The organism is Oerskovia sp. PE-21s (genome assembly GCF_056158145.1).
Genome location: NZ_JBUXJM010000001.1, coordinates 50899 through 68677 on the forward strand (window position 1 = coordinate 50899; position 17779 = coordinate 68677).

Annotated in this window: 13 protein-coding genes; 10 read left to right on the top strand and 3 right to left on the bottom strand. The window is 73.7% G+C overall.

Translation table 11 applies throughout. The annotated features are described in order from the left end of the window. The first annotated feature begins 129 nt into the window (after window positions 1-129). Window positions 130-831 carry a hypothetical protein gene (locus ACZDYF_RS00245; RefSeq protein WP_475051494.1) on the top strand — a complete coding sequence of 234 codons (702 nt, stop codon included), beginning with the start codon at window positions 130-132 and terminating at the stop codon, window positions 829-831. A gap of 116 nt (window positions 832-947) precedes the next feature. On the opposite strand, the gene ACZDYF_RS00250 is transcribed toward ACZDYF_RS00245, so the two are convergent. Both ACZDYF_RS00250 and ACZDYF_RS00255 read right to left on the bottom strand, forming a co-directional pair. Continuing rightward, window positions 948-1658, bottom strand: a complete 711-nt coding sequence (locus tag ACZDYF_RS00250) for a peptidase (RefSeq protein WP_191789601.1) — start codon at window positions 1656-1658, stop codon at window positions 948-950. 183 nt (window positions 1659-1841) lie between these two features. Beyond that, window positions 1842-3671 carry a DUF4012 domain-containing protein gene (locus ACZDYF_RS00255; RefSeq protein WP_475051499.1) on the bottom strand — a complete coding sequence of 610 codons (1830 nt, stop codon included), beginning with the start codon at window positions 3669-3671 and terminating at the stop codon, window positions 1842-1844. A gap of 131 nt (window positions 3672-3802) precedes the next feature. Here ACZDYF_RS00255 and ACZDYF_RS00260 point away from each other — a divergent pair, with 131 nt between their 5' ends. The 9 genes from ACZDYF_RS00260 to ACZDYF_RS00300 all read left to right on the top strand — a co-directional run bounded on the left by ACZDYF_RS00260 (window position 3803) and on the right by ACZDYF_RS00300 (window position 13733). Beyond that, window positions 3803-4408 carry an RNA polymerase sigma factor gene (locus ACZDYF_RS00260; protein WP_475051503.1) on the top strand — a complete coding sequence of 202 codons (606 nt, stop codon included), beginning with the start codon at window positions 3803-3805 and terminating at the stop codon, window positions 4406-4408. A gap of 56 nt (window positions 4409-4464) precedes the next feature. Further along, the gene (locus ACZDYF_RS00265) at window positions 4465-5961 is read left to right on the top strand and encodes a hypothetical protein (RefSeq protein WP_475051506.1); all 1497 of its coding nucleotides are present in this window, start codon (window positions 4465-4467) and stop codon (window positions 5959-5961) included. Window positions 5962-6275: 314 nt separating this feature from the next. Beyond that, the gene (locus tag ACZDYF_RS00270; RefSeq protein ID WP_475051509.1) at window positions 6276-7496 is read left to right on the top strand and encodes an inositol-3-phosphate synthase; all 1221 of its coding nucleotides are present in this window, start codon (window positions 6276-6278) and stop codon (window positions 7494-7496) included. Beyond that, complete coding sequence (locus ACZDYF_RS00275; protein ID WP_475051513.1) at window positions 7493-8515, top strand: SCO3242 family prenyltransferase; 1023 nt, start codon at window positions 7493-7495, stop codon at window positions 8513-8515. Before ACZDYF_RS00270 ends, ACZDYF_RS00275 begins: the two co-directional genes overlap by 4 nt. Beyond that, entirely contained in the window at window positions 8512-9429 is a 918-nt protein-coding gene (locus tag ACZDYF_RS00280; RefSeq protein WP_475051517.1) for a sugar phosphate isomerase/epimerase family protein, read from the top strand. Before ACZDYF_RS00275 ends, ACZDYF_RS00280 begins: the two co-directional genes overlap by 4 nt. After that, complete coding sequence (locus ACZDYF_RS00285) at window positions 9426-10178, top strand: EboA domain-containing protein (protein WP_475051521.1); 753 nt, start codon at window positions 9426-9428, stop codon at window positions 10176-10178. Before ACZDYF_RS00280 ends, ACZDYF_RS00285 begins: the two co-directional genes overlap by 4 nt. Further along, entirely contained in the window at window positions 10178-11056 is an 879-nt protein-coding gene (locus tag ACZDYF_RS00290; RefSeq protein ID WP_475051524.1) for a TatD family hydrolase, read from the top strand. The genes ACZDYF_RS00285 and ACZDYF_RS00290 overlap by 1 nt, the downstream gene beginning before the upstream one ends. After that, entirely contained in the window at window positions 11056-12330 is a 1275-nt protein-coding gene (gene eboE, locus ACZDYF_RS00295) for a metabolite traffic protein EboE (protein WP_475051527.1), read from the top strand. Before ACZDYF_RS00290 ends, eboE begins: the two co-directional genes overlap by 1 nt. Further along, the gene (locus tag ACZDYF_RS00300; protein WP_475051531.1) at window positions 12327-13733 is read left to right on the top strand and encodes an alkaline phosphatase family protein; all 1407 of its coding nucleotides are present in this window, start codon (window positions 12327-12329) and stop codon (window positions 13731-13733) included. Before eboE ends, ACZDYF_RS00300 begins: the two co-directional genes overlap by 4 nt. A gap of 222 nt (window positions 13734-13955) precedes the next feature. Here ACZDYF_RS00300 and ACZDYF_RS00305 read toward each other — a convergent pair whose 3' ends face one another. Continuing rightward, window positions 13956-17585 carry a S8 family peptidase gene (locus ACZDYF_RS00305; RefSeq protein WP_475051535.1) on the bottom strand — a complete coding sequence of 1210 codons (3630 nt, stop codon included), beginning with the start codon at window positions 17583-17585 and terminating at the stop codon, window positions 13956-13958. Window positions 17586-17779 lie beyond the last annotated feature (194 nt).

Here is a 17779-nt window from a genome sequence, read left to right on the forward strand (position 1 = left end):
GGCAAGGATGTGGGAACCCCTCATCACCCTTTCCGGCAGCCATCAGTAGCGTGAAATCGTCCGAGGCCCCGACGTGACTCTCCCCAGTGGGTCACGCCGGGGCCGACCTACATGAGTGAGGCAGTACCCGTGCACCAGGACCGTGTGATCCGTACTTCGGCCGCAGAAGCGGCAGCTTCCCCCCGGGCCCGACGGCGCGGCGGCGCCCGTGCGCACCTGCTCCCGTTCGTCGGGGTCGTCCTGGGAGCGGGACTCCTGGTCTCGGCGTGCTCCGGTGGCGGGGCGACGGACAAGGGCACCGCGAGCACCGACCCGTCCGGCTCCGGGCCGGCGGCAGCCGACACCCACGACGAGCACGAGGGCCAGCACACGAACACCGTCGACGTCGGGCCCCTCGCCCTCTTCGCGGCCGACTACTGGTCTGTCGTGCAGCCCTCCGAGGGACTGACCCAGGTGCGCGCGGGCGGGTGCCCCGAGTCCGAGGCGTGCCCGAGCTTCGACGTGCTCAACGGCGACCCGGTCGCCGACGTCGACACGACCCAGGCCTACGTCCCGGAGGGCGCGTTCTGCCCCGGCACCGGGAAGCTCACGGTGGCCTCGTCCAAGGAGACGAGCAAGCTGGACGTCGAGATCGACGGCCAGCCCGCGACGCTCACGCGCTTCGAGCTGAGCTGCGTGGACGCCTCGGGTGCTGAGCAGATGACGGTCGAGCAGATGCAGTGGTTCGTGCCGGACTCGCCCAACGGGCCGACGCTCATCGCGGACCGCTGGTCGTTCGAGGGGCTCGAGCAGCGCCTCTACGCCGCGACGTGGGCGACCGCACCGGCCTGACCCTTCCTTGGACGCGGCGCGGCTGCTGCGCCAGAGCTCGACGCACATCGACGCAGCACGAAGGCCCCCGGTGATCATCACCGGGGGCCTTCGTGCTGTGACGTGAGCGTCGGTCGTCAGGCGTTGCCCTTGCGGCCGCGCCGTGCGACCAGCACCAGACCGCCACCGACCAGCAGGAGCGCTGCCCCGACGCCGACGAACTTGCCGACCGTCGCGCCCGTCGCGGCGAGCCCGCTCTCCTGGGCGCCTGCCTTGTTGGAGACGGTCGTGACCTTGCCGCCGACGGTCGTCGTCCCCGGGGGAGTCGTCTTGCCCGGAGGGTTCGTGTTGCAGTTGGGGCTCGACGGCGGGTAGGCCACGGAGACCGTGGTCTCGGGGTTGACCTGGAAGAGGACGTTCACGGTCGGGCGCACCCAGCCGAACGTGCCACCTTCGACCCACTCGCCGTTCTCGAACACCCAGCCCGGCCAGCCCGTGGGGTTGCCGGCGGCGTCCACCGTGGCTCCGGGCCACAGGACGCGACCGGAGAGGGGCAGCCCGGCCTGGACGACGTTCGCGCCCGAGGGGTTGAGCCACGTGATGGTCACGGTGTCGTTCGGGGTCCCGGTCACGTCGACGTCGTATTCGAGGTAGGGCACGTCGCCGTCGCACACGGGCTGGAGCACCGTGAGCTCGATCGTGGGTGGCGGTGTCGTCTCGACGTAGCCACCGGTCGGTTCGGGGTTCTCGACGGAGGCGTTCGCCGCAGGGCCGACGAGAGCCGTCGCACCCACGAGCCCGGCGACGAGGAGGCCCCGCGCCCAGAGTGTGGTCCTTGAAGTGCTCATGGCGTCTTCACCAGTCTTGGTCGTGGCGGTCGATGAATAGGAGGGGTCGAAGCCTCGGCGCGCCTTCCTACCGTCACTGGACCCTGAACTTTTGAGGGTAGCGACTATCGGTCAGGAAGTGGACGGTTGTCCGGGTGAAAATCAATTCCTGGGGAATCGTTGTCTCGCCGTGATTTCCGGAGGTCACCCGCAGGCGGGGACCTCGATCGTCGCGAGCCCCGGCTGATCGACCGTCGGGGTCGACCAGAGGTCGAGCGACCGGGTGTCCGAGGAGCCGCCGCCGTCGGTGGTCGCGACCGTGAACGTCACGCTCGTGCTCTGCCCGGGGGCGAGCTCTCGCGGGAGCGTCGCGACGGCACGGCCCTGGTTCTCGACGACCGCGCTGCCGACCAGCGCCCCGTCGGCGGTCACGTTCAGGATGCTCCCCCCGCGCGGCGGGTAGAGGAACAGGTCGGTGCGGACGTTGCCCGGTGGGGTCCCGGAGATCCCACCACCCGTCACGTACCACGGCAGGTCGGTCGCGGCGTCGGCCGGGGCGGTGCTCGTGAGGTCCACGCGGAACGTGTCCGCGCGGCCGGACGCCGTGCACTTGCTCGTCACGTGCTGCACGCTCGAGTCGAGGTAATAGCTCATCTTCCCCGCGGTCGCGTCGTTGAAGAAGACGCCGACGGCGTCCGCCGCGCGCTCGGACGACGAGATGTCCCCCGAGACCACGGTGTCGGCGATCCGGGCCTGCTCGTCCTCGTGGCTCGACCACACGAGCGCTCGGTGCTCGCTCGTCGCGCGCTGGACCGCGCCGAGCAGGCTCTGCGGGTCCGTGTCGCCCGAGAGCGCCGTGGTGAGGACCTGCGCGGCCACCGCGGCGAAGAACATGTCCGTCTCGGGGCCGGGCTCGAGCTCCGCGTACGCGTCGGAGAGCAGGACGTCCACGGCGTTCCCGGCGTCGATGGTGGCGCCCGCGACGTCGATCGGACCGGTGGCCTCCAGCAGGTAGGAGAGCGCGACGGGGTCGAGGGTCAGGACCCCGTCGACGGTCTGCCCCTTCGAGGCCTCCCACATCGCTGCGGCCAGCGGGGCCGCCGTGGGGAAGTCGGGCGTGTAGACCGTGTCCTGGACGTAGACGGCCATGTTCGGTCCGAAGAGCTCCTCGTCGGCCGGGTCCAGGGGGCTGATGCCCTCCGGGAACGGGCCCACGTCCTGCGTCGAGGCCTGGTCGAGCAGAGTGATGCGCCCGGCGTCCGTGCCGATCACGGCGAACGACCCGGGGATGCCGCCGGGAGAGCGGAGCTCGGCGCTGTTGAGCGCCATGACCAGGTACGTCCGAGGCCCGTCGGCCCCGAGCATCGCGGGCAGGAGCGTCGTCGCGCGGTCCGCGGTCGCCACGAGCCCGTCGAGCGTCCAGACCTTGTCCTGGAGGTCGGCGACCGGACCCGCGAGCACGTCCTGCAGCGCGGACACGTCGATGTCGCCGACCCGCCCGACGACGGTCGACATGGTGTCGGCGGCCCCGGCGACCGCGGGGGCGGCCGCGGTGAGGGGGGCGAGGTCGACCACCCCGCCCTGGACCTGGATCCCGCCCTCCGAGACGAGCGCTGCGGCCTGCGTGAGGGGCGGCAGGACGTCCTGCGTGATCTCGTCGACCGCCCACGCCGCGGTCGAGAACGCGCTCACGTCGGCACCGACGAACGGCAGCCGGCCGGCGACCCACCACAGGGGGCCGTCGGTGTGGCTGCGGGCGTCGGCCGTGAGGGGCTGGACCTCGGCCAACGCGGCCTCTGCGGCGGCCCCGTCCCCCGCGCGCAGCGCCTCCTCGACCGCGGGCAGCCGGTCGATCGCGTCGGTCAACGACGTACGGGCGGCGAGCGCGTCGCGCACCAGCAGACCCGCGCACACGAGCAGCGCGACCAGGAGCAGGAACAGCACCAGGACGACCCACCCGGCCCGGCGCCCCTTGCGACGCGGGCGGCGAGAGGTCGTGGGCGTCGTCGGGCCTGCGTCGTCGGTGGCGCTCATGGCATCAGGGTAGAGGCATGATCGGAGCCGTACCCGCGGGCGACGAGAGCCGACCGTGGCGATGCTGCAAGGATCCGGACCGCCGCGACACAGGGAGGTTGACGATGCCGGCCATCCCACCTGGAGCCTCAGTGACGCCCCCGACCCGCGACGACGCCTGGTTCGAGGCGCTCTTCACCGCGCACACGACTGCCGTCTACCGCTACTTCCGGCGCAGGCTCCCCGCGGGCGCGGGAGGCGCGGCCCCCGACACCGAGGACCTCACCGCGGAGGTCTTCGCGACGGCCTGGCGGCGCCGGGAGGACGTCCCCGAGGGGGCCGAGCTGCCGTGGCTCTACCGCACGGCCGGTTTCGTGCTCGCCAACCACCGCCGCAAGATGCGCCCGGTCCTCGTGGCCGACGTCCCCGAGGAGGCCGACGACGTCGACCCGCAGTCGCTCGCGCTGAGCGACGACCACGTGCGCCGCGTGCTCGGGGTGCTCGCCCCGCGCGACCGGCGCATCCTGCTCCTCAACGCCTGGGACGGTGTCACGGGGGACCAGCTCGCACAGGTGCTGGGCGTGAGCCGCGGTGGCGCGGACGCGGCGCTGTCGCGTGCCCGCTCCCGACTGCGGGACGCCTGGGCCGCCCAGGCGCGTGCCCGCGACACGGGCGAGGTGCCCGTCGCCCAGGTCCGGGCCCGCGCCGCCGCACAGCCCGCACAGCCGTCGGGTCCCGTGCAAGACGGCGAGCGGTGACGACACAGACGGGGTAGAGGATCCGGGCCCCCGGATCGACGAGCTGGAGACTCACCATGAGCACCGACGACCAGGTCCCAGGAACTGCCCCAGGAGACCCGACAGGATCCCCCGACGGGCACCTGACGCCCGACGAGGCGTACGAGCGCGTCCGCGACGCGGACCCGGCAGCGGACGTGACGCCCGACCTCGCGGCGATCGCTGCCAAGGACGGGACCGTCCGCGCGCACCTCGGCGAGTCGTTCGGGCCGGTTCAGGCCGACGCCCCGGGTGAGCCGGACGGCCCGGAGGGCGCGACGCCGTCGGGCGGGGAGAGCGACGGGATCGACGAGCTGGCCGTCCACCGCGAGAAGAAGCGGCGCCGTGTGCCGATGGTGGGCGCTGTCGCGGCAGGTGTCGCGGGCGTGCTCGCGTTCGGCGTCGGTGGGTATGCGCTCGGGAGCACAGGGAGCTCGGGCGGCGGGGCGTCGATCGCGACCGCGGACGCACCCATCACCCTCCAGGACCTCTCGGCGGGCAGCCGGGGGGCCGCACCCGAGGCGGCGGCCATGGGCGCCGCCGACGCGAAGATGTCGAGCATGCCCGGCTTCGGGGGGCGGACCGTGTTCACGTCCGCCGGGCTCGGGACCGAGGGCACGTCGGCCCCGGCGTGGGCGTACGACGCCGCGGGCACCTTCTCGGCCGAGACCGCCGCGAAGGTCGCCGCTGCGCTGGGCGTCGCGGGCGAGCCGCGGCAGGAGTACGGGGCGTGGACGGTCGGACCGACGGACGGTCAGGGACCGGTCGTGAGCCTCCAGCCCGACGGGACCACGAGCGTCTCGTTCAACGATCCCGGCAAGGATCCGTGGGCGTGCGCGTTCGTCGCGATCCCCGGGAGCGGCACGGCGACCACCGAGGAGAAGGAGGCCGACCCCCAGGCTGGGTGCGGTCAGCAGGACCTCGGCCCGGCGCCGTCGCCCGACGCCGCGATCTCGACGAGCAAGGACGTGCTCGGATCGCTCGGTCTCGATCCGGCGGGCTACGAGTACGCGACCGAGTCGTACGACGCCGACGGCAAGATCCTTGCCGTGACCGCGTCCCAGGTGGTCGACGACCAGCGGACCGGGGTCGCGTGGAACCTGACGTACTCCGGTGCGGGGCTCTCCTCGCTCTACGGGTCGCTCGCACCCACCGTGTCGATCGGCGAGTACGCCGTGGTGAGTCCCACCGAGGCGGTCGAACGCCTCGGGGACCCCCGGTTCGGGAGCCCGGGGGTCATCGCGTACGCCCGGCAGGGCGGCCCTCAGGGCGCACCCCACGCTGCCACGACGGACGTCGCTCCGGTCGAGCCCGAGGTGCCGACGGTCCCCCCGACGGCGGGCGAGGGGGCAGCCGTGTCGTGGCCCGTGGACGAGGTGACCATCACGTCGGCCCGCCTGGGCTGGGCCGTGCACTACCAGGCCGACGGTGGAGCGGTCCTGGTGCCGTCGTACGAGCTGAGCGACGCCGACGGCAGCACGTGGTCGGTCGTCGCGGTGGCGGACGACGAGCTGGACTTCTCCCCGGCCGACTGACCGAGGCCGCCGAGGGTGAGGTCCCGCCCGCCGAGGGTGACGTACCGGGGTGCCGAGGGTGACGCGTGAGCGTTGCCCTCGGCACCTTTCTTTTGTCGCCGAATCCGAGAGTCGACGACAGAGCCCTCCGGCTTTTGATTGACCATCGACAAAAGGGGGGTTAGGGTCGCTGCACGGCCACCGCCCCGGCAGGTCCGGGCACGCCTCGCTCGCGCGAACGTGCCCACCACGGGACGGAGCCCGTCGAGGGCGACGAGGCCCTCGACTCCGCACTTCGGTCCTGCCAGCGAGGACCGACGGGACCAGGAGCGACGATGCACCTTTCACCCCACCAGCCCACCTGGAACCACGGCCGCACCGGCATCTGGTTCGTCGGGGCACGAGGATCCGTCGCGACGACCGCCACGCTCGGCCTGGCCGCGATCGCCTCGGGGCTGAGCACCCCCACCGGGTGCGTCACCGCGCAGCCCCCGCTCGACGCCGTCGCCCTCCCGGCGTTCACGGACCTCGTCGTCGGCGGGCACGACATCAGCGACACCCCGCTCGGCAAGCGCGCCGAGATGCTCGTCGAGGCGGGCATGATCCCGTACCGCCTCCTGGAGGCGGTGCGCCCCCAGCTCGACGCGGCCGACGCGGAGATCCGCCCCGGCTACGACCCCGCGCACCGCACGGGCTCCCAGGCGTCGGCGGCCGAGGGCCTCGCGGCGGACCTCACGTCCTTCCGCGAGCGCCACGCCCTGGCCCGCGTCGTCGTGATCGACCTCGCCTCGACCGAGCCCCTGCCCGCCCCGGCCCCCGAGCTCGACGACCTGGACCTGCTGCGCGCGGCGATCGAGGACCCCGAGCGCGACGTCCTGCCCGCGAGCTCGGTCACCGCGTACGCGGCGCTCCTCGCCGGGGCGCCGTACGCGGGCTTCACGCCGTCGGCGAGCATGAACCTGCCCGCGCTGCACGCGCTCGCGGCCGAGCGCGGCGTCCCGTTCGCCGGGCAGGACGGCAAGACCGGTCAGACGTGGTTGCGCTCGGTCCTGGCGCCCGCGCTGGCGTCGCGCGGGCTGCGCGTCCTGTCCTGGGCCGGCTCGAACCTCCTGGGTGGCGGAGACGGTGCGACGCTCGCGGACCCCCATGCGGTCCAGAGCAAGCTCGTCTCGAAGAACCGCGGCCTGCAGGACCTGACAGGGACCACGGTGACCCCGCTCCACATCGACAACGTCCCCGACCTGGGCGACATCAAGGTCGCGTGGGACCACGTCCACGTCGAGGGCTTCCTGGGGTCCCGCCTGACGCTGCAGACCACGTGGAGCGCGTACGACTCGATGCTCGCCGCCCCGCTCGTGCTGGACCTGGCCCGCCTGCTGGCGCTCGCGGACGCCGCTGGCCTGTCCGGGCCGGTCCCGGAGATGGGTTTCTTCTTCAAGGACCCGTGGGGTTCGGACGTGCACGCGTTCGCGGAGCAGTCGCGCGAGCTGGGGGTGTGGGCGCACCGGACGAGCGCTCAGGCGGACCAGGCGCGCGCGGAGGTCGGCGAGCCGTGACGTTGCGCGACTACCTCGACCTGGTCAGGGCGCCGGCGGTCCTGTCGGTCGTGGGGGACACCCTTGCGGGCGCGGCCGCGGGCGGCCGGCTCGGCTCGGCGCGCAGCTCCGCCGGGGCCGGGGCCGACGTGCGCCCGTGGCGCCTGGCGCTCCTGCCGCTCTCGTCGGCGTGCCTGTACGCGGGCGGCATGGCTCTCAACGACTACGCGGACCGCGAGCTCGACGCGGTCGAGCGGCCCGAGCGACCGCTGCCCTCGGGCCGGGTCTCGCCCGCGCAGGCGCTCGGGGTCGCGTCGGGCCTCACGGTCGCGGGTCTCGCGCTCGCGGGCGCAGGGGGAGGGCGACGCTCGTTCGTCCTCGCGGTGCCGCTCGCGGCGAGCGTGTGGACGTACGACCTGGTCGCGAAGAACCACGTGACCGGCCCGGTCGTCATGGCGGCGTGCCGCGGCCTCGACGTGCTCATGGGCGCGGGCCGGGGTCGCGTGCGTGCGGCGCTCCCGGCCGCGGCGGCCCTCACCGTGCACACGGCCGGGGTCACCGTGCTCTCGCGGGGCGAGGTCCACGGCACGACGCCGCTCGTCGCGGCCGCGGTCGCCACGGGCACGGCGGGCGTCGCGGGGGCCGTGGCCGTGGGTGCGCTGCGCTCGCTGCGCAGTGGCCCGACGGCGCCGCTCACCTCTGCGCCGCCGTCGGTCCGGTCGTCGGGCGGGCAGGTCGACGCGCTCGGCCGGGCACGCGCCGTCGTCCCCGCGCTGGCCGCGCTCGCCTCCGCGGGGGTGTACGTGGCCTCGTGCCTGCCGCAGCAGGCCGCCACGGTCGGCTCTCCCGACGCGACGAACGCGTTCGCGGCGACCAAGGCCGGCATCCGGTCGATGGTCCCGCTCCAGGCCTCGCTCGCGGCACGCGGCGGGAGCCTGGGCTCGGTCGCGGTCCTCGCGGGAGTCGAGCTCGCCGGGCGCGTGCTGCGCGCCCGGGGGCGGCGTCGCGTGAGCCCGCACCCCGGTCTGAGCGAGTCATGAGCGTGCCCCCCGTCCCTCGCATGCCGTTCACCCTCGGCTACGGCACCAACGGCTTCACCGACCACCCGCTCGACGTGACCCTCGACGTCCTCGCGCACGAGGGGTACGGCGCCGTGGCCCTGACGCTCGGGCACCCGCACCTGGACCCCTTCGCCGACGACGCCGACGCACAGGTCGCCCGCCTGCGCGGTCGTCTCGACGACCTGGGGATGCGCGTGGTCGTCGAGACGGGCACGCGCTTCCTGCTCGACCCGTTCCGCAAGCACCACCCGACGTTCCTCGACCCCGACGAGGCGCTCGCCGACCTGCGGGTCCGCTTCCTGTGCCGCGCGGTCGAGGTCGCGGCGGGCCTGCGTGCCGAGTGCGTGTCCTTCTTCTCGGGCGTCCTGCCCGCGGGCACGACGGCGGAGCAGGGGTGGGAGCGTCTGCTCGCCCGGGTGCCGCGCGTCGTGGCTCACGCCCGGGACCACGGGGTCCGGCTCGCGCTCGAGCCCGAGCCGGGGATGCTCGTCGAGACGGTCGCCGACGCCCTGCGGCTGCGTGCGGACGCCGGGTCGCCCGACGAGCTGGGTCTGACGGTGGACCTGGGGCACTGCGTGGTCGTCGAGCCCGGCGGGGTGCGCGGCGCGCTGCTCGCCGCGGCGCCGCACCTGCTGAACGTGCAGGTCGACGACATGCGGCACACCGCGCACGAGCACCTGCCGTTCGGGGAGGGCGAGCTCGACCTTCCCCTGGCCCTGGGCACGCTCGGCGAGATCGGCTACACGGGCGTCGCGGCGGTCGAGCTGCCCCGCCACTCGTACGACGCCCCCGGGCTCGCGCACCGCAGCATGGCCGCGATGACCGACGCCTGGGTCGTCCGGCACCTCACCACGACAGGTTCCGCATCCACACCCCAGGAGGCACTCCGATGACCGTCCCCGACCTGACCGACGCACCGGGCCGTCCGACCACCGCAGGCGACCCCGACGCCCTCGTGGGCCTGCTCACCGACGAGCAGGCCGCCTGGCTGGCCACGGCGTGCGGCGAGGTGGCCGCGGACCCGGGCTCCGCCGTCGGGCACCTGGCGCGGGCCGGGCGGGCCGTGGGACGCACGCCCCTGGACCCCGGCGCGGACCCCGCCGGGGTCCTGCACGGGACGCTCGACGACGCCGCGCGCGCCCGCCTCGTCGTGGCGCTCGCGGGCGCCCTGCCCGCCGACGGCGAGTCCCTCGCGACGCGCCTGACCGAGACCTACCAGCGCGGGGACACGCCCGAGCGGCGGGGCGTGCTGCGCGGGCTCGACGCGCTGGCGCTCGCCGGGAAGCCCAGCGGCACCCTGCCGCCCGCCGTGGTCCGTGCCGGGACCACGCTCGCGGCCGACGCGCTGCGGGCCAACGACCAGAGCCTCGTGGCGGCGGCCGTCGGACCCTTCGCGGCCGCGCACCTCGACGACCACGCGTGGCGCCACGCCGTCCTCAAGCTCGTGTTCATGGGCGTGAGCCTCGACGCGGTCGCCGGGCTCGACGAGCGCGCCGACGACGAGCTCGCGCGCATGGCCCGCGACTTCGCGGCCGAGCGCCGGGCGGCGGGGCGCGTCGTGCCCGACGACGTCGCGCGCATCGCGCCCGAGCTCACCCCCGCACCCCCGACCTCTCTCGCGAACCACAGCAAGGACGCCTGATGCGCATCTTCGACCCCCACATCCACATGACCTCCCGCACGACCGACGACTACGAGGCCATGTACGCCGCGGGCGTGCGTGCGCTCGTGGAGCCCGCGTTCTGGCTCGGGCAGCCCCGCACGACCGTCGGGTCGTTCCTCGACTACTTCGACTCCCTGCTGGGCTGGGAGCGGTTCCGGGCCACGCAGTTCGGCATCCGTCACCACGCGACGATCGCGCTCAACCCCAAGGAGGCGAACGACCCGCGCTGCACCGAGGTGCTCGACGAGATCCCGCGCTACCTCGCCAAGGACGGCGTGGTCGCGGTCGGCGAGGTCGGCTACGACTCCATGACGCCCGCCGAGGACGAGGCGTTCACGCGCCAGCTTGCGATGGCGGTCGACGCGGCCCTCCCCGTCATGGTCCACACCCCGCACCGCGACAAGCTCGTCGGGACCCACCGCACGCTCGACGTGGTGCGCGAGTCGGGGATCGCGCCCGGGATGGTCGTGGTCGACCACCTCAACGAGACCAACGTCGCGCTCGTCAAGGACGCCGGGGCCTGGATGGGGTTCTCGGTCTACCCCGACACCAAGATGGACGAGCACCGCATGGTCGCGATCCTGCTCGAGCACGGTACCGAGCGCGTGCTCGTGAACTCGGCCGCGGACTGGGGACGCTCGGACCCGCTCAAGACGCTCAAGACCGGGCGGGCGATGCTCGCGGCCGGGTTCAGCGACGACGAGGTCGACAAGGTCCTGTGGCGCAACCCCGTCGAGTTCTACGGGCAGTCGGGGAACCTGCTGCTCGACCCCGTGCCCGGGTTCGTCGAGGGCGAGACCCCCGCCGCGACCGCGAGCTACGAGGGCAGCTCGGTGCTGCGCGGGGCCCGGGTCTGATGCAGCTCTCGTACTGCACCAACGTCCACCCCGCCGAGGACCTCGACGGCGTGGTCGACCAGCTCGCGCGGTACGCCGGGCCCGTGCGCGAGGCCGCGGGGCTCGACGTGCTCGGGGTCGGGCTGTGGCTGCCGGCCGCGCTCGCGCACCGGCTCTCGGCGTCGCCGCGCGCGGCCGAGGACATGGCCCGGCTGCGGGCCGCGCTCGACGAGCACGGGCTGCAGGTGCACACGCTCAACGCGTTCCCCTACGGCGGGTTCCACGACGACGTCGTCAAGCTCGCGGTCTACTCGCCCACCTGGGCCGACGCCGAGCGGCTCGCGTACACGCTCGAGTGCGCCGAGGTCCTCGCGGCCCTCCTGCCCGACGGCGTGGACGGGTCGATCTCGACGCTCCCGCTCGCGTGGCGCGAGCCGGACGGGGTCGCGTGGTCGCCCGCCCAGGACGCCGCGGCGACGCGCGCGTTCGAGGACCTCTCGGCCGGGCTGCGCGACCTCGCCGCCCGCACGGGCAAGGTCGTGCGCGTCGCGGTCGAGCCCGAGCCCGGGTGCGTGCTCGACACCGTCGAGGACGTCGTGACGTGGCTCGAGGCGCGGCTCGCCCCCGGCCCGGCAGGTCGGGCTCGTGAGCAGGTGGGAGGCATCGACCCCGCGTTCGTGGGCGTCTGCCTCGACACGTGCCACCTCGCGGTCTCGTTCGCCGACCCGGCCGCGGCCGTCGAGCGCATCACGGGTGCCGGCCTGCGCGTGGTCAAGGTGCAGGCCTCGGCCGCGCTGCACCTCGCCGAGCCGTCCGCGCCGGGGGCTCGCGACGCCGTCGGGCAGTTCGTCGAGAAGCGCTACATCCACCAGGTGCGTGAGCTCGCCCCGGGCGGCGACGTCCTGCCCGTCGACGACCTGCCCGACGCGTTGGGCGACGGTGACGCGCTGCCCGGGCTGCCGGGGGACGGCCCCTGGCGCGTGCACTTCCACGTGCCCCTGCACCACGAGCCCGCCGCACCCCTGACCGCGACGACCGACGTGCTGCGCGAGGCCGTCGAAGCCGTGCGCGCAGCGCCCCACGGCGACGAGGCGCACCTCGACGTCGAGACGTACACGTGGGCCGTGCTGCCGCCCGACTCGCCGGCGTTCGGTTCGGCCGGGGCCGTCGAACCGCTCGTGGGAGGCATCGCCGCCGAGCTGCGGTGGGCCACCGACCATCTGCTCACCCCCGGCGCTGCCCCGGGCCCCGTGGAGACCGTGACCATCCCCGCACCCTCAGGAGTCCTCGCATGAAGCCCGTGCTGCTGCTCGACGTCGTCGGGCTCACCGAGAAGGCCCTCGCCCACATGCCGCGCCTGCGGCAGCTCGCCGCGGGCGGCTGGCAGACCCAGCTCGCGACCGTGCTCCCCGCCGTCACCTGCACCGTCCAGGCGACCATGACGACCGGCCTCGCCCCCGCCCAGCACGGCGCCGTGGGCAACGGCTGGTACTTCCGCGAGCTCGGCGAGGTGTTCCTCTGGCGCCAGCACAACAAGCTCGTCTCGGGCGAGAAGATCTGGGAGGCCGCCCGGGCCGCGAACCCCGACCACCGCACCGCGAACGTCTGCTGGTGGTACGCCATGGGCGCCACGACCGACGTCACCGTCACGCCCCGGCCGATCTACCACGCCGACGGGCGCAAGTCGCCCGACGCGTACATCCGCCCGCCCGCGCTGCACGACGAGCTCACCGGGCGGTTCGGCGAGTTCCCCCTGTTCACCTACTGGGGCCCGACCGCCGCGATCGCGTCCTCGGCCTGGATCGTCGAGGCGACCCGGCACGTCCTGCGCACCCACTCGCCCGAGCTCACCATGGCCTACGTGCCGCACCTCGACTACGACCTCCAGCGGTTCGGCCCCGACGCCCCCGAGGCCGACGCCGCCGCGGCCGAGCTCGACGCGGTCCTCGCCCCGCTGCTCGACGACGCGGCCAACAACGGCGTCGCGGTCGTCGTGGTCTCGGAGTACGGCATCGCCGAGGCGAACCGTCCTGTGCACCTCAACCGCATCCTGCGCCGCGAGGGTCTGCTCGAGGTCTACGTGCAGGACGACAAGGAACAGCTCGACCCCTGGACGTCCAAGGCGTTCGCGGTCGCCGACCACCAGGTCGCGCACGTGTACGTCGACGACCCGTCGCGCCTCGCGCGCGTGCAGGACCTGCTGCGCGCCGTGCCCGGCGTCGACGAGGTCCTCGACCGGGAGGCGCAGGCCCGCTACGGCCTCGACCACCAGCGCTCGGGCGACCTCGTCGTGGTCGCCGAGCCCGGCGCCTGGTTCACCTACTACTACTGGCTCGACGACGCCCGCGCCCCCGAGTACGCACGCGGCGTCGACATCCACCGCAAGCCCGGCTACGACCCCGCCGAGCTCTTCTTCGACCCGGCCGACCCGCTCGCCAAGGCCAAGGCCGGCATGAACCTCGTCAAGAAGAAGCTCGGGCTGCGCTACGCCATGAGCACCGTCCCGCTCGACGCCTCCTACGTGCGCGGCACGCACGGTCGCCTGCCCGACTCCGCGGCCGACACGCCCCTGATCCTGTGCTCGGAGGCCGAGATCCCGGCGTCGGTCGCCGCGCTCGTCGAGCGCGGGGGACAGGTGCCCGCCGCGGCGATCAAGGGCCTGGTGCTGGAGATGCAGAACCTCGGCGTGACGGTCTGAGGAGCCGCGGCACGGACTTGTCAGGACGAGCGTGAGCATGGGGCCACGCTCGCTCTGACACGGTTCCCCGGCGCCCCTCGGGCACCCGGGGAAACCAGAAGGGCGCGACCCGTGGGTCGCGCCCTTCGTCGTCCCGTTCACCGGGTGCTGTCGCGTCCCCCGTCAGGACGGGAGCGGCCCCATGCACGCTCCCGTCCTGACGAGGCCCGGCTGGTCGAGGCGTCAGCCGCAGCTGATCGCCACGTACCCGGCTTCGTAGGGCGTCGTCACCGTGACGCCCTCGACGACCGCGGTGCCCGTGACCGTCGCCGTACCGGCGTCGATCGCGGTCGTCCGCGAGCTGAACGACTGCGAGGCCGACTTGCCCGGCGCGACGTCCTTGAACGTCTTGGTCCCGAACGGCGTCTCGACCACGACGTCGGCCTTCGCGGCGCCGTCGTTGACCGCCCGGACCGCGACCTGCGCCTTGCCCGCGACGCAGCGCGACTGCGCCGTGACCGTGAGCTCGACCGACGCGTCGAGGTTCCGGACCCCGACCGTCTGCCAACGCTTGCCCGCGCTCGCGTTGTGCAGGTGCAGCAGGAGCAGCTCGCCCGTCCCGGCCTCGGTGGCCGCCGCCGACCGGTTGACCGTGAGCGGTGCGTCGTCGGCGCCCACGAACAGGAGCTGGCCACCGCCGCTGAACCAGTACGCGGGGTCGTACGGGTCGCCCGTGAACGGACCGACCCGGTCGATCGACTGGTCGGGCTGCGTGCCGTAGTACGAGTACGTCGCGACCGTGAACGACGGCACCGTGCCCGGCTCGATGCCGAGCTCGGCGATCGCGACCGGCACCACGAGCACGTTGCTGTCGAAGACCGACGTGTCGACGTCCGCCCAGACCGAGTTGACCGGCTCGAGCAGCACGCCCTCGCCCGCCCCGTACTCCTCGCCGTCGGGACCGGTCCAGTCCTTGAGCGTGTACGTGGTCGCCAGGGTCAGGTCCGACTCGTTGTACTTGCGGACCACGGTCTCGAACTCGGCCGATCCGTCGCCGTCCACGTCGGTCTCGACCGACGGGAACATGACCGCGCCGAGCGAGGCCCAGTCGCCGTCCATGGCCACGCCGATGCCGATCCGGCCGTCGCCAGGCTCGGCGCCCGCGGCCGCGTACTGCGGTGCGCTCGACGTGAAGCCGACCGCGCGGATGTCGCCCGACGCGACCGCCGAGGCCGACGAGCCCTCGGCGGCGTCCGACTCGAGCCGCGGGCTCGTCGCCTTGAGCTCGAACGGCGCCACGAGAGACGTCCAGCCGCCCGAGGCCACGCCGCGTCCGTCGAGGTCGAGCTCGGCCGACGTGTCCTGGTTCAGGAACGTGACGTCCTTGCCCGTCAGGTCGCTCACGAGCTTCGGCGCGGCCTGGACCGGGACGCGCAGCTCGCTGCCCGACTCCGGCGTCAGGACCAGGCGACCCGTGAGCATGCCGACGAAGTCGCGCGGCACGCCCGAGGTGGTCTCGGCCGACGTCGGGTCGAGCTGCTTCGCGAGGGTCGCCGGGTCGGCGGTCAGAGTCAGTGTGACCGTCCGGGTCTGCCCCGCGGGGATCGTGAGGTTCGCGGGCGAGACCGTGACGGTCGCGCCCCCCGCGGTGCTCGACGTCGTGAACGCCGCCGCGTACTTCACGGCCTGCGAGCCCGTGTTCTGCACGTCGACCGTGCGGCGCTCCTTGACGGTCTTGTCCGCCACGGGCACGAGCCCGTACGACACCGAGACGAGCTCCTTGTCCTGCGCCGAGAACGCGAGGGTCGAGTTCTTCACCGCGTCGACCGCGTCCACGCGACCCGACCCCACGCGCTCGGGGCCGTACGCCGTGCCCGTGCCGCCCTGGCCCGTCCACACGTCGTGCGAGGCCGTGTTCATGACGGCCGTCTTGACCTGCTGCGCGCTCCAGCCCGGGTGGGCCTCCTTGACGAGCGCCGCGATGCCCGCGACGTGCGGGGTGGCCATGGACGTGCCCGACTTGATGCCGGGCTGCGTGAGACGACCCGAGGCCACGGACGAGATCCCCGTGCCCGGTGCGGCGACGTCGGGCTTCACGACGCCCAGCGAGCCGTGCACCCCGCGCGACGACCCCGCGTTGAGCGTGTCCCCGATCGCGGGGATCTCGACGAACGACGAGTTCGCGAGCGACGGGCCGAGCGTCAGGACGACGCCGCCCGCCTCGATCGCCGGACGCAGCGCGTCGTGGCTCGGACCCGTGAGCTGCGCGCCCGGGATGCCGGCGTTGCCCGCGATCCCGGCCGCGAAGACCTCGAGCTCGGACGACAGCAGGACGCCGACCGCGCCCGCGGCCTGCGCGTTGTTGAACCGCGCCGCGCTCCCGCAGGCCCGGGTGGCGTCGTCGTCGTCCCAGTAGAGGAACGCGATCTTGCCCGCCGTGGCGGCGGCCTGGGCCGGGGTCAGGGGCGTGCACCCGCTGACCGTGGCGCCCAGGAACGCTACCTCCGCGGTCACGTCGACCGAACCCGTGTAGCTCTGCGAGTTCTGCGCGGGGTAGGAGCCCGCGACGCCCGCAGGAGCCGTGACCTCGACGCCGTCGAACGTCTGGGTGTTGCCCACCGAGTTCGCGACCGTGAGGGAGGTGCGGGCGTTGCCCGGCGAGCCGCCCACGTCGGTCACGTCGCCCGCGTTGCCCGACGCGACCACGGCGAGCGTGCCCAGGCGTGAGAGCTGGTCGATGAACAGGTTCTCCGGGTCGTCGGCCGGGCTGTTGTCCGAGCCGAGCGAGAGGTTGACGATGTCGAGCCGGTCGGACAGGTCACCGTCACCGTCGGGGTCGGCCGCGAACTCGAGCGCGTCGACCACGACGTTCGTCGAGCCGCCCAGGTCACCGAAGACCTTGAGCGCGTACAGGCCCGACTCGGGGGCCGAGCCCGGCCCGACCGTCCAGTCGGAGATGTCCGTGAGGGTCGTGTAGTCGCCGTCGAACGTCGTCCCGTCGGCCAGGACGCCGTAGCCGCCCGTCGTGCCCGCGACGTGCGAGCCGTGACCCGACCCGATCGAGTCGAGCGAGTCGATCGGGTTCTCGTCCGGCGTCGGGATCAGCGACGTGCCCGGCACGGTGCCCGACGCGTCGTAGTCGTACCCCGCGAAGTCGTACCCGCCGAGGTACTTGGCGTCGTCGAACGTCCCCGCGGGGACGGGGCCCTGCCCCTTGACGCCGTACGCCTCGTCGTACGCGGCCTGCGTGCCCGGGCCGCCGAAGCCCGCGTGCGTGTAGTCGATGCCCGTGTCGATGATCCCGATCCGGACGCCCTGCCCCGTGTAGCCCGTGCTCTGCCAGGCCTCGAGGGCGCGCGTGAACGCGTCGGTGCCCTTGTTCGAGGGCGTCTTGGGGATGATGCGGTAGACCGTGACGACCTTGTCGTCGGCGGCCAGTGCCCGGACCTGCTCGGCGTCACCCGTCACGACGACGCCGGGGACGAGCCTGCTCGTGACGGACACCTGCTGGGGTGCACCCGCGGCGCGGGCGCTGCGGGCGTTCGTCTGCGCGGGGACGACGGTGTCCGCGAGGCGCTCGACGACGGCCTGGTTGTCCTCGACCTGCGCCGGGCTCGCGCCCTGGTCAGCGAGGTCCACACCGGACGGGGTGTCGAGCTGGACGAACGCGGTCACGGTCCCGGAGGAGTCGGCGAGCGAGGGGGCGACCTTGCCCGCCTCGCTCTCCGTGGGGGACAGCGAGCTCGCGGACTTCGACGTGAGGTCGGGGCCGGAGGGCCCGGCGGGATCGGACGGTAAGGACGCGGCGGGCAGCGTCGATGCTGCGACCACCGCCAGTCCTGAGAGAGCAGCTAACAACGAACGGTGCTTCATCGACACTCATTTCCCCGGTACGGACCGGTGGCGTTGAAGGTGCGTGGTGGTTCCCCCGTGGTGGTCGCCGACGGCTGTGTGCAGACGACCGTGCCTGCACGCTATAGGTGAAGTCCCGCTCCCGCGCGCCACGCGGACGTCGGGGCAGCCGGGACAAACCAGGACAGGACGCAGGGGACCCCCTACGATCGGTC

Bases quoted from the DNA above. Each gene is read 5' to 3' on its own strand.
- ACZDYF_RS00250 (WP_191789601.1), bottom strand. From the start codon at position 1,658: ATGAGCACTTCAAGGACCACACTCTGGGCGCGGGGCCTCCTCGTCGCC.
- ACZDYF_RS00255 (WP_475051499.1), bottom strand. From the start codon at position 3,671: ATGAGCGCCACCGACGACGCAGGCCCGACGACGCCCACGACCTCTCGC.
- ACZDYF_RS00265 (WP_475051506.1), top strand. From the start codon at position 4,465: ATGAGCACCGACGACCAGGTCCCAGGAACTGCCCCAGGAGACCCGACA.
- ACZDYF_RS00270 (WP_475051509.1), top strand. From the start codon at position 6,276: ATGCACCTTTCACCCCACCAGCCCACCTGGAACCACGGCCGCACCGGC.
- ACZDYF_RS00280 (WP_475051517.1), top strand. From the start codon at position 8,512: ATGAGCGTGCCCCCCGTCCCTCGCATGCCGTTCACCCTCGGCTACGGC.
- ACZDYF_RS00285 (WP_475051521.1), top strand. From the start codon at position 9,426: ATGACCGTCCCCGACCTGACCGACGCACCGGGCCGTCCGACCACCGCA.
- ACZDYF_RS00290 (WP_475051524.1), top strand. From the start codon at position 10,178: ATGCGCATCTTCGACCCCCACATCCACATGACCTCCCGCACGACCGAC.
- eboE (WP_475051527.1), top strand. From the start codon at position 11,056: ATGCAGCTCTCGTACTGCACCAACGTCCACCCCGCCGAGGACCTCGAC.
- ACZDYF_RS00300 (WP_475051531.1), top strand. From the start codon at position 12,327: ATGAAGCCCGTGCTGCTGCTCGACGTCGTCGGGCTCACCGAGAAGGCC.
- ACZDYF_RS00305 (WP_475051535.1), bottom strand. From the start codon at position 17,585: ATGAAGCACCGTTCGTTGTTAGCTGCTCTCTCAGGACTGGCGGTGGTC.